This window comes from Henriciella sp., assembly GCF_029937755.1.
In the GTDB taxonomy this organism is placed as follows: domain Bacteria; phylum Pseudomonadota; class Alphaproteobacteria; order Caulobacterales; family Hyphomonadaceae; genus Henriciella.
Genome location: NZ_JAPYPG010000013.1, coordinates 16237 through 26748, shown reverse-complemented (window position 1 = coordinate 26748; position 10512 = coordinate 16237). Strand labels below are relative to the sequence as shown.

14 protein-coding genes and 1 tRNA gene are annotated in these 10512 nt (G+C 60.2%); 9 read left to right on the top strand and 6 right to left on the bottom strand.

The genetic code is table 11. From position 1 onward, the window contains the following. Window positions 1–62: 62 nt before the first annotated feature. The 3 genes from Q1K29_RS17910 (at window position 63) to Q1K29_RS17900 (ending at window position 4842) form a co-directional block, all read left to right on the top strand. Complete coding sequence (locus tag Q1K29_RS17910) at window positions 63–3911, top strand: phage tail protein (RefSeq protein WP_300396686.1); 3849 nt, start codon at window positions 63–65, stop codon at window positions 3909–3911. Window positions 3912–3958: 47 nt separating this feature from the next. Then, window positions 3959–4270, top strand: coding sequence for a hypothetical protein (locus Q1K29_RS17905; protein WP_300396684.1), 312 nt, complete (start codon window positions 3959–3961; stop codon window positions 4268–4270). Window positions 4271–4353: 83 nt separating this feature from the next. Next, window positions 4354–4842, top strand: a complete 489-nt coding sequence (locus tag Q1K29_RS17900; protein ID WP_300396682.1) for a M15 family metallopeptidase — start codon at window positions 4354–4356, stop codon at window positions 4840–4842. A gap of 34 nt (window positions 4843–4876) precedes the next feature. Here Q1K29_RS17900 and Q1K29_RS17895 read toward each other — a convergent pair whose 3' ends face one another. Both Q1K29_RS17895 and Q1K29_RS17890 read right to left on the bottom strand, forming a co-directional pair. Beyond that, a complete protein-coding gene (locus Q1K29_RS17895) occupies window positions 4877–5203 on the bottom strand; it encodes a helix-turn-helix domain-containing protein (RefSeq protein ID WP_300396680.1) in 327 nt (108 codons plus the stop codon). A gap of 137 nt (window positions 5204–5340) precedes the next feature. Beyond that, entirely contained in the window at window positions 5341–5622 is a 282-nt protein-coding gene (locus Q1K29_RS17890) for a hypothetical protein (protein WP_300396679.1), read from the bottom strand. A gap of 203 nt (window positions 5623–5825) precedes the next feature. Here Q1K29_RS17890 and Q1K29_RS17885 point away from each other — a divergent pair, with 203 nt between their 5' ends. From Q1K29_RS17885 to Q1K29_RS17870, 4 genes are all read left to right on the top strand, one after another. Then, window positions 5826–6359 carry a hypothetical protein gene (locus Q1K29_RS17885; RefSeq protein ID WP_300396677.1) on the top strand — a complete coding sequence of 178 codons (534 nt, stop codon included), beginning with the start codon at window positions 5826–5828 and terminating at the stop codon, window positions 6357–6359. A gap of 50 nt (window positions 6360–6409) precedes the next feature. After that, on the top strand, window positions 6410–6724 hold the full coding sequence (locus Q1K29_RS17880; RefSeq protein ID WP_300396675.1) for a hypothetical protein: 315 nt from the start codon (window positions 6410–6412) through the stop codon (window positions 6722–6724). 100 nt (window positions 6725–6824) lie between these two features. Continuing rightward, on the top strand, window positions 6825–7244 hold the full coding sequence (locus tag Q1K29_RS17875; protein ID WP_300396673.1) for a hypothetical protein: 420 nt from the start codon (window positions 6825–6827) through the stop codon (window positions 7242–7244). Next, window positions 7241–7561, top strand: a complete 321-nt coding sequence (locus Q1K29_RS17870; protein ID WP_300396672.1) for a hypothetical protein — start codon at window positions 7241–7243, stop codon at window positions 7559–7561. Before Q1K29_RS17875 ends, Q1K29_RS17870 begins: the two co-directional genes overlap by 4 nt. Before the next feature lie 58 nt (window positions 7562–7619). Here Q1K29_RS17870 and Q1K29_RS17865 read toward each other — a convergent pair whose 3' ends face one another. Continuing rightward, the gene (locus tag Q1K29_RS17865; RefSeq protein ID WP_300396670.1) at window positions 7620–8174 is read right to left on the bottom strand and encodes a hypothetical protein; all 555 of its coding nucleotides are present in this window, start codon (window positions 8172–8174) and stop codon (window positions 7620–7622) included. A 98-nt stretch (window positions 8175–8272) separates the two neighbouring features. Between Q1K29_RS17865 and Q1K29_RS17860 the strand changes: the two genes are divergently transcribed. Next, window positions 8273–8572 carry a hypothetical protein gene (locus tag Q1K29_RS17860; RefSeq protein ID WP_300396668.1) on the top strand — a complete coding sequence of 100 codons (300 nt, stop codon included), beginning with the start codon at window positions 8273–8275 and terminating at the stop codon, window positions 8570–8572. Window positions 8573–8726: 154 nt separating this feature from the next. Here the strand turns inward: Q1K29_RS17860 and Q1K29_RS18535 are convergent, their stop codons facing one another. Further along, window positions 8727–8945 carry a SprT-like domain-containing protein gene (locus Q1K29_RS18535; RefSeq protein ID WP_366524231.1) on the bottom strand — a complete coding sequence of 73 codons (219 nt, stop codon included), beginning with the start codon at window positions 8943–8945 and terminating at the stop codon, window positions 8727–8729. A 313-nt stretch (window positions 8946–9258) separates the two neighbouring features. Between Q1K29_RS18535 and Q1K29_RS17855 the strand changes: the two genes are divergently transcribed. Beyond that, a tRNA-Leu gene (locus Q1K29_RS17855) sits at window positions 9259–9345 on the top strand. 36 nt (window positions 9346–9381) lie between these two features. On the opposite strand, the gene Q1K29_RS17850 is transcribed toward Q1K29_RS17855, so the two are convergent. Together Q1K29_RS17850 and Q1K29_RS17845 are read right to left on the bottom strand one after the other, a co-directional pair. Beyond that, the gene (locus Q1K29_RS17850; RefSeq protein WP_300396667.1) at window positions 9382–9708 is read right to left on the bottom strand and encodes a hypothetical protein; all 327 of its coding nucleotides are present in this window, start codon (window positions 9706–9708) and stop codon (window positions 9382–9384) included. A 134-nt stretch (window positions 9709–9842) separates the two neighbouring features. Then, window positions 9843–10499, bottom strand: coding sequence for a hypothetical protein (locus Q1K29_RS17845; RefSeq protein WP_300396665.1), 657 nt, complete (start codon window positions 10497–10499; stop codon window positions 9843–9845). Between the last annotated feature and the right edge of the window lie 13 nt (window positions 10500–10512).

Below are 10512 nucleotides of genomic sequence, written 5' to 3'. Positions count from 1 at the left end.
CGCATCCGTGAGGGTCACAAGAACTGGTCTATCGACTTTGAAGCCCAGCAGGTGCTTCGCTGATGGCCCGGATTTCGCGCTGGTTCCTCGACATCACGCTCGACAGCAGCACGCTACGCTGGTGGTCTGGCACGGGCTCTGTCAGCTTTGGCGGCAACACCTACACCGGCCTCGGCACGCGCTGGCAGCCGCCTGACGACCTGAAGCGGAAATCCTCGCTCAAGTCCGAGAAGATCGATCTCGAGTTCGACAGCTCGCGGCAAAGCGACAATTCCGACCCTATCGGCGCGCTGCTCGATGAGAAGTGGCGCAACCGGGCTGTCAGGCTGCGTCGGCTGGCATGGGATGCGGGTGACGGGCCGGATGACGGAGACGTGCTTGAAGACGAGCGCGGCCGCATCCGCAACCTTTCCGATACGCTGCAGGCCGGAAGCCCGGCCATCATCTCCATGGAGATCGAGAGCGGCGCGCTGGCCTATCTTGAACGGCGCATGGAAACGCGCTCACCGGCCAGCCAGACGCGGGTTTTCGCCGGAGACAAGGGTTTCGACCTGATCGCGAAGCTCGAAGGCAAGACGCTTGCCTGGCGCACGAAGCACAAGAAGGCCGGCACGGTTCAGTATGAGCTGGACGAAGAGTATGAGCCGGATCCGCGCGAACTCGTTCTCGGCCGCTTTGCCAAGACCGGCTCTTTCGTTGCCGCATGGACGCACCAGCAGCAGAACAAGTCTCTCACCCGCATCTACGCGATCGCAGACCACCGCATCAACAAGCTCGACAAGGTCTGGATCAATGGCGACCTGCTGATCAATACGGCGCTCACGCATGGGGTTCGCACAGAAATCACGGCCCTTCGTTCCGGTGGACCGCGTGCCTGGATCACGTTCTATGATGGACGCCCGGACCAGACCGCAGACAGCTTCCTTCAGTCCGTCGAGCCGACATGGACCAGCGCTCACAGGTTGCGCGGTGTCGCCTATGTGATCATTGATCACCGCTGGGATAGCGACCTTGCGAACAGCTATGACTACCGTTTTGGCGGCGAGGGCGCAAAGCTTTATGACCGCAGGCTTGACACCACGGCAGGCGGCTCGGGCTCGCAGCGCTGGGATGATCCCTCGACATGGGCCTACACCGCGAATGCGATGGTGGCCGCTGATCACTATCGTTCCGGTATCCGCATCATGTCCGGCTCGACAGCAATGTGGTTCGGTGTCGGTGAGGCGCCTGATGCCGTGCCTTATGCCGAGTTTGAAGCCCTCGCCGATCACTGCGACGAGAACGTCACGCTGAAGGCAGGCGGCACGCAGAAGCGCTACGAGGTGAACGGCGTTCTCTCTGCCTCCGATGACCACGCCAAGAACCTTGAAAAGATCGCGCGCCAGATGGCGGCGCGGGCCATCGACCAGGGCGGGCGCATCGCCTTCCGGCCGCCGATTGAGCGCACGCCGGTCATCACGCTTACCGATGGTGACCTGAAGCGCGGGACAGAGAGCGTTGCCGACCCGGGCGGGCTGATCGATGACATGGTGAACACGCTCTCGGGCCGGTTCATCAATCCCGCCAACGATTACAAGAAAGACGATTACCCGGAAGTATCGATCAGCGCTTATGTCGATGACGATAATGGCGAGATCGGCGACACGCTGGACCTCGACCTCGAGATCAGCGGCGAGCGGTCTCAGCGCATCGCCAAGCTGAAAATCGAGGACTCGCGGCGCATCTTCCAGCTGACCGAAACCTACACCGTGAAGGCGCGTGTGATTGAGCCGGGCGAGTGGTTCGTGCGCGAGAGCGTGATCCGCGGCTTTCCATCGGGCAAGACCTTTGTTGCCGATGAAGTGACCCGGTTCCGTGATGGCAGCATCGAGGTTGTCGCCACCGAGATCGATCCGGATCAGCTGGTCTGGGATGAGGAGACGGCGGTCGATCTTTCCGAGCCGCCAAGCTTCCCGCAACTTTCCCTTCCTGACATCGACCCGCCGACGATTACCGTGTCCGCCGTCGAGCTGGGCACATCTGGCAACCTCACACCGGGTATCCAGCTCGATGTGACATTGCCAGCTGATCTGGACGACATCATCGCAGATCGCACCGAGATGGAGTATGGCTTCTCGGACGGCGCCAGCTCTCCCGGAATCTCCGGCGAGTCCTTCGTGCTCGATTTCGACCCGCGCCGTTCCACCCTCATTTATGCGGGCTTCCAGCCATCACGCGATTACGTCTTTCGCTTTCGCGGCGTCGAGAGCCGGGGCGATGACGGCAAGCGCTATGGGGATTGGTCAGACTTCCAGGAAGTGACGACGACCGCCAATGCGACCGCCACCAGCTCAGGCAGTGCAGCTGCAGTTCCGTGGACGGGCGTCACCGGATCGGGCAAGCCCGAAGATAATGCCACCAAGTCCCGCGTTTTCCGTCAATCGAGTTCGCCGTCCTCTCCGAATGTCAATGACATCTGGGTCGTTCTGTCGGGTGGTGTGCCGATCGACATCCGTTCGTGGAACGGCACCAGCTGGATCGTCGCTGCCGATCTGACCGCATTGAATATTGCCGCAGGCTTCACTGGCCAGGGCGGTCTGGCAACTGAGGATCAGGCCGATTGGGCGTCGCAGGTCACGGGCACCGGAAAGCCGGAGAATGATGCAACCAAATCTCGGGTATTCCGGCAATCATCCACGCCATCCAGCCCGAACGTCAACGATATCTGGGTGGTGCTGTCCGGATCGACACCGATTGCGGTTCGGGCATGGGATGGCTCGTCATGGATCACAGGCGCAGACCTCACTTCCCTGAATGTGGCCGCAGGCTTCACCGGGCAGGATTGGGGCGCGACGGCCAGCGAGGAAGAAGCCGCCAACTCGGTTGTCCAGAACCTCATCCAGAACAAGCTGCCGACCGACTTCTCAGCGTATCCGAAGGAGTGGACGGGACAGCTTGGCGGAAGTGCTATTGCGGCGTCGGACGCAACCGGATGGCAGCTCATCACAGGCGGGCTGAACTTCAATTGCAATGGTACGCTCAACTACCTGATGAGCAAGGCGCTGATCCGGAATATCGTGGGCGAAAAGTACAAGCTCCGGGTCCACTGGCAATTTGCGGTCCAGCCTTCGGCGTCTTCATCCACGCCAGCGCTCAGCCTGTTTTTCCGGTCTCAGGACAGCGATTATACCTACCTGTCGGCGCGCGCCTTCACGACTTTTACCAGAGGGACGGGCGGCGGCCCCTTTGTCTCGGAAATCGAATGGACAGGCGTAAGCGGAGACGTATGGCTGCGACCCGGATTGTACGTCCGTTCGGAGCTGACAGACGGCATCATAAAGATGCTTTCAATGGAGTTCTACGTTCCAGGCATTGGCTGGACAAAGCTCTCGGGCATCGAAGATGAGGCGGATGTCACCGGGAACCATGATTCCGCAGGCTTCGCCGGGCAGGGGCCGTTTGCGACGGGCCTCTATTACGAGCAGGCTGGTGATCCGGGCAGTGTTCCGAACGGCTCGATCTGGTTCAAAACGAGCACGAATGAACTCTTTATCCGAAGGTCGGGGAGCTGGGGCAAGGTGGCGGATATTGCGCCCGCTGCCCCGCCTGACCCGCTACGGATCACGCTGTCGTCAGGAAGCCTTTCTGCGAGCCGTGCCGATGCGGGTACGCTCACCGTCAATCCAGTTTTCGCCGGGGCGGGCGGCACAGGGCCTTACACGTTTAGTTATACACCGCTCGCTCCATTCGATTCCAGCCAGCCAGACGTTACGTATCCCGACCTAACCGGCAGCGGCATCGAGGTCACATCCACCAGCGGCACGAACAATGTCGAGGCCAAGTGGAGCGCCCTCATCACGATGACCGACGATGACGGCAACAGCGTCACCACCCCGTTTGGCGGCACGTTCACATGGGGCCTGCCGCCATGATCGCCGCTACGCCCCGCCAATATCCATCCCCATAATCGGAGACCCCCATGAGCTACCCCAATTCCATCTCGGCTGTCCGGGAGGGCCTGCAATCCTATACCCCGCCCGAAGGCATCGAGGATGCGTTCTATGATGCGCTATCCGGCCCGCCTGTTCCAATGATCGTCGGCTGCTTCGACCTGCTGAAGAGTGTCGAGGATCTGGACGATAACGGACGCAAACTCCTGTGCGGCTGTGCCGAGCTGATCAATCTCGGCCAGTGGTTCGGCAAGGCGCCCGAGGCGCTGACGGTCCTCATGAGTGTCGCGCCCACCCTGCCGGCCGATCCTGAGCCCGAACCGGACCCGATCCCCGAATAGGCGACCCCATGCTCCGCTCGCTCACGGCCATGCTTGAAGTGTGGCCTTTTTCGTATCTGCATCCAAAGAAGGAAGAGCCCCCAATGTCAGGCTTCACTCTGGGGTCGCGCTCGCGCTCCGAGCTCACGGGAGTCCACCCCGACCTAGTGGAATGCGTCGAGAAGGCCATCGCCACGACCACGCAGGATTTCAGCGTACATGACGGGATTCGCTCGCCAGCCGAGCAGCAGCAGATGGTCGCGCGCGGCGCATCAAAGACGCTCAACTCAAAGCACCTCACGCAACCGGACGGATACGGCCATGCCGTGGACCTTGTGCCCTATGTCAACGGCAAACTCCGCTGGGAGTGGCCGCTGATCTATCCGATAGCTGCGGCTATGGCCTGCGGCGCTCATTCGCTCGGCCTTCGCATCCGCTGGGGCGGGGACTGGCTCTGGCTGGTGGATGAAGGCGAAGAACTCCCGCCGACACCGGCAGAGCTTGAGGCCCGAGTCAACGCCTATGTGAGCGACCGGCGCGCGCGGGGCCTCTCCGCGTTTATCGACGGCCCTCACTTCGAAATTCACCCCTGATCACACCCGAAATGCCCGGCCGAGTGTTGGCCGGTCAGTCAGAGCCAAGCACAAGCATCAAGGCGAGTGCGCCAGCGGCATCGTCCGCACCTTCCGGTAGCGGATCAAGGCCGTCATCGGCGGCAAAATTGTGCAGCGCACGCGGGTCAAGGCCATTGGTCTCAATATGATCAGCAGCGAAGTCGGCGGCGGCTTCGATCCGCTGCCAGAGATCAGAAAGAAGCGACCAGACGCCATCAGGAACGGGGCGGACGCCCCGGCACCACTTATCGACACTGGACGGCGACACGTCCAAATACAAAGCGGCCTGCCGTTGAGACAGGCCGCAGAGTTGGATGGTAGAGCGGAAAATTGACGGCATCAGTAGTACCTGCTACGAATGAACATTCGCTTTGTTTGGTTGCGGTTGCTGCGGTTTCCGTTAACAAGGACAGCGGTTTTGTGAGTCCACAAAATGCAGGGAGTGAGCTACGGCCCACTCCCTTTGTTTTGCCCGCCTCAGCGGCCTTGCTTTCCAGCGCGTTCATCAAGATCATGCTCGATGTCGCGCTGCGTGTAATGGCGGTCCGTTTCGGCAGCGGTCGGCTCGAAGCCGGAGGGCATGTTGCAGGCCGCACGAACGTGGCTGGACATGCTGGCGGAGGCGCCTTTTTTTGCCATCTTGGCGACCGTGTTGCGAGAAACGTCAAGATGGTCTGCGGCGCGATCCTCCCAGCCCTTTTCAGAGCCGACGAGAGACTGACAAAGAGCGGCAAATTCGGTGGCGGTGAGGTTTTTCATTTCGTAGCCCTTTTTGGCTGTGAGCGTCGGGCCAATCCCGTCGCTGTGAAAACAATATGTGCGAAATAATCGCACAGGTCAAGCGGTTTTTGAAAAAAAATTCAGATGCCAGCCCGCGTGTAATTGCGAGCGGTCTGCGTACCCCGTCCGCCAGTCAGGCAGGCGGGCTTTTTTGTGACTGAAACCCCGAAAGGAAATCCCCCATGTCACTGTCTCCCATTAAATGGGCGATCCTCGGCTTTACTGCCGTGGTCGCTCTGGCCTCCTGCGTGGCCTGTGCGCAGCTCAACGATGTCCGCTCGAAAGTCGGACTCCCTCCGGTCGCTGATATCTCTGCTGCCTGCGAGCAGCTTCCGACCGAGACGGCAGAAGCCTCGAATGTCGCCAAGACGGGCAACCGTGTGGCTTGTGAGGCCTTTGCTGGCCTGCTGGCCTATGAGGTCGCGCAGAAGAGCGTGATCAACCTGCAGGAAGCCGCTGACGGCTCCGGCGACGAGGCCCTCATCAAGGCCGCAATCGAGGCTGGTGAACTGGAAGCGAAAGCCGCTCCGGTGGCCGAAGCCCTGAACCGGGCCATCGACGCCTTCGTGTATCTTCATGGAGAAGTTGTTCGCTATGAGGCCGAAGGTGTTCCCCCGCCTCAGACGCTGCTGATCGAGGCCGCTCAGGCTTACGGCGTGCTCACCGACAAGTGGGAATCCGCGAAACCGATCTTCGACCGACTCGGCGACATCTGATCGCCGCCGGTCACTCCCCACTAAAACGCTTTCCCTGAAAGGAAACACCCATGGCTATCAATCTTGAAAGCTGGCTGACGATGATCGAGCGCGCCGTAACGGTCGCCCGAATCTTCGAAGGGCAGAACAAGGTCATCGACACCGCCCTTGAAATCGTGGAGTCCGCCACTCGCTACACGCGGCTTGGCATCCAGCTCGACGAGGACATGGCAGACGATGTCCAGGAAGCCGCTGACCTGCTTCAGCAGATCATCGACGAGAAGGGCCAGGTCGACGAGGAAGCGCTTGATGCGCAGCTCGAACGCCTGCGGTCCAATTCGGCGGCCATCGCGGCCAACACCGAACGGCTCAAGGCTCAGCTTTGACGCCCGACGACGCCTGATAAGCGGGCGTCAGAGAGCGGCCGGGCAGGGGCTATGGGGGCTGACCTGCCCGGCCGCGTTTCTCTTCACATGGAGGTGAGAAATGATAGCGATGGTCCATGACCTGACCCAGCTCATCATCATAATCGTGTATCTGCTAGTCGCCCTTAGCGGTCTGGACGCACTGTCTGCTCTGCACCGGCGTGCGCCGTTCCGTGCGATCAAGGCAGCCGGCATCCTGTTTGGCTACGTACTCGCGCTGCTCAGTCTGCGCCGGTATGAATGGCCCGCCGACAATGGCGTGAAGCATGTCTGGTTCTTTGCCGCAATGATATCGACCATGGGCGGCATCGCCATGGCCTCTCTTAATACAGAATACCTGATTACCCGCTCCGGCGACCAGCTGGGGCTGTGGACCTCACTACGCTGGCTGGCCGCACACTTTGCGGCGGGGGTGGCTGTGGTCGGATTTCATGCAGCGCTTCGTTCGGGCGCGACCAACAAGCCGGAGCCTTCAGAATGAAACATCTGCTTCAGCAGCTGGGCGAAATGTTCTTTCTCGCCTGTGCGGCAGTCGGGGCCGGATACCTGGTCCTCAGCGAGTGGCAAAAGAAGCCTCGCCTCGCATTCTCCGGCGTCCTGTTCGCGCCCGCGTGCGGATGGGCGCTCCTGCGTGTCAGCTGGTTTCCCGCCGACCTCGTGCCGGTCGCGGTCCTTCTGGCTGCGATCACCGCGCCGACCACACTTCTATGGCTGCACGGAAAGACCTTGCGAGAAGCCCTTGAGGACGTGCTGAACGCCACCAAGCGGCGGAAGAGGGACGACAGCGACGATACCTAGCGCCACCGATATTCCAGACATGAAAAAGCCCCCGGCCTTAGCGGCTGGGGGCTCTTTTTTATTGTGCGGCTTTGAACTGCTCTGCGATCTTTCCGAGGGTGCGTTCGTCGTTCGGGTCGAAGCGAACGACATTCGGCGCGGTCGGCTGGCTGGTCTGGCGAGCCGCTGCCGGCTCTTCCTTCATCGCAGGCTTTCCGAGGAAGGCCCATTTTGCGAAGAAGTTCGTCACGGTCAGCAGGATCGAGAAGAACCAGATCACGCCGTCATGGACGTGCAGGGAGCCTTGTTCCAGCATGAAGGCGATGCCGACATGCGCGAACGCGGCCTCTGCGCCGCCGAAGCCGATGGAAAGGACGAGGACCGTCCCGCCCATGACCGGGGCGCCCTTGATCCGGAGATAGCGGCTGACGCCCTGGCTCAGCATCCACGACAGGGAGGCCATGACGGCCGTGCCGAGGATCACCAGCTCCTGACCCATTCCGAGGCTCTGAAAGCCACGGTAGGACAGGTAGATCGCGGCGAGGACGGGAATTATGGCGGCAACCTTCGTCACCTTGTCAAAGCCATCCTCGGTTGCGGAGACTACCTCTCCGCTGGTAATGTTGGAGTGCATCGAATGCTCCTAACGCTTTTGATGTCAAACAACTGAGAGGGATTGCGCCCCTCTCAACATCAAAGTAGTGCATTTGCGTTACCGCGTCAAGCGATATAATGCATTTGCGCTACTTTTTTATTTGTGCTATTTCAATCGGCATGATGACGCCAAGCGAAGCCCGCCAGCTCTTAAATGAGCTTGAACTATCCCAAGTCGAGCTGTCCGAGGAAATGGGCAAATTGACCGGACGGGCCTACTCCAAGCAGACCGTTAACGCATGGTTTCGCGAAGGCGGTCGCGGCCCGTCTGACGCCTGTGTGATCTTCTTGAGGATGGAGCAGCGCAGGCGGGCAGATGCCTCTGAAATGTTGGGGTTCGCTACCGATCAGCTTGTCCGGGCAAGTAGCGGAAAGTGAAAGCTCTAAGCGCCGATGTCATCGCCTGGATCGATCGCAACACATGACTCCCGAACTCGCCGGCGCTCTCACTGCCGTAGCGGTCTTTCTCTACTGGCTGGTGGAAACGGTGAGGCGGAAGCGCTGAGCGTTCAATATTTGAGCAAGGCCAGCCTCAGCGAGTTTCCTCACACGCCGCTAGAGCACTAGCCATTTCCCGGCATGACTTCCGCCATTGGCGACCGTGCATATGCACGTGCGTTCCGAAATCTCGCCAAGTGCGAAGATGAGACGATTCATGGTCAAGCGTCTGAGCGTAATCGCCTTCCTCAAGAATGTCGCCGGAGACCCATACTTCCTCCCGGCCGGACTCGTAACGAACAGCGCGCGCCATCTCGCCACGGTTTAGCCGCCCAGCCTTCCGGATGATTACCACCTTTGGGTAGGGCTTCAGATCGAAGCGGTCGAAACTTTCTTTCACGGCGACCGAGAACGCGGCCTTGTCGGCATGGGCAGCTGGCGCTGGAAGGATGATGACCGTGCAGCAGATGCCGTAACAGAACAGACGAGCAACAGATTTCGGGACTATTGGGGGACTTGTGTTGCCGCCCGTTTCCCCTGTATTCCCTTCGTTCCCGAAATGCGGAAAAGCGCCAGCCCCGGAAATAGGCGCTGGCGCTGCTGTATTTACAGGGAATCGCGCTTTCGCGGGCGTGGCGAAATTGGTAAACGCAAGGGACTTAAAATCCCTCGGCCGTATGGCCTTGCCGGTTCAAGCCCGGCCGCCCGCACCAGCTCTTTTTTGATGTAAATGCCGTCCCCAGATCCTCTTACGAGGCGCGGCGCTCGCTGTCCTGCTCGCGTTCTGCGATGGCGTCTTCCACTTCCGCGCTGCACTCGGGAATGGTGCGAAGCGAGGCTTCGTCCACAATCAGGGCCGAATGGACATCGCCATCATCTTCTGAGATGGGCAGGGCATACTGACCAGTGCGCATGCCGAAGTCGGACTCGACCGGGATAAGCGGCAGGCCCGTTTCGCAGGCTTTTGCGACAGTGGTGTACTCAGCCGAAGTCAGGCGGATATCGTCTGCCTGAGCGGCCCCCGCAAAAAGGAGGGTGCTTGTGGCGGCTGCGATGACAAGTCTGGAGACGATCATTCTATCGCTCCCCATTGCTGTTGACGATACAGCAGAAAACGTGGGCGGTTCTCGAATGTTCCCGGCCGGCTGCAAAAACGTAATCAATTGTTAATGAAATCAGACTTGCCGAAGCAAAGTTTCATGCACCTGATTTACGCTGTCCGGACAAGGATGAAGACAAAGACCGAATAAAGCGCTGACAGCGTGAGGAATTTTGCGGTCGCGGCCAGCATGAAAGGACGCAGGTCGTGCCAGCTCGTCTCACCGGCGATATCGGCAACTTCCCTGGCAATCTCCCGCGTCATCTCATCCTTCTTGTGGCCCCCAAGCGCCAGGATGATCTGCGTGGTCCGCCCTGTCTTCATACCTTGGGCTTCTTCCAGCACCTGTTCGAAGACCAGCGCCGCCACGACCTCGCCGACTGTCTTGCGCGGGCGCCAGCCATAGTCATGCAGCTTGCTCGCAATGAGCCGCAGCGTCGGGAAGATCACGATGATATCCCGCACGAGGAAAACAGCGATCAGGACGATTGTCGCGATGGAGAAGGCGATGTGCGGATACAGCCCGAAGCGATAGCCGAGCCAGGCCGCGATCAGCAAGGTCGCCTTGACGAAGACCGCGCCGACAAACTGGGTGATGCTGTCACGCAGATACTCTTCGGCATGCCCGCGGATCCGGTGGCGGGCATCCTCGGCTGCCTGATGGATGATCGACTGCTTCTTGCGGTTGATCGCGCCCGATATGACCTTCCGGCCAATCGTCGCGCCAGTCGTCAGGGCAGAGACAAGAAGAAAGGCCGCTCTCAACATCCAGTCCTCTTTA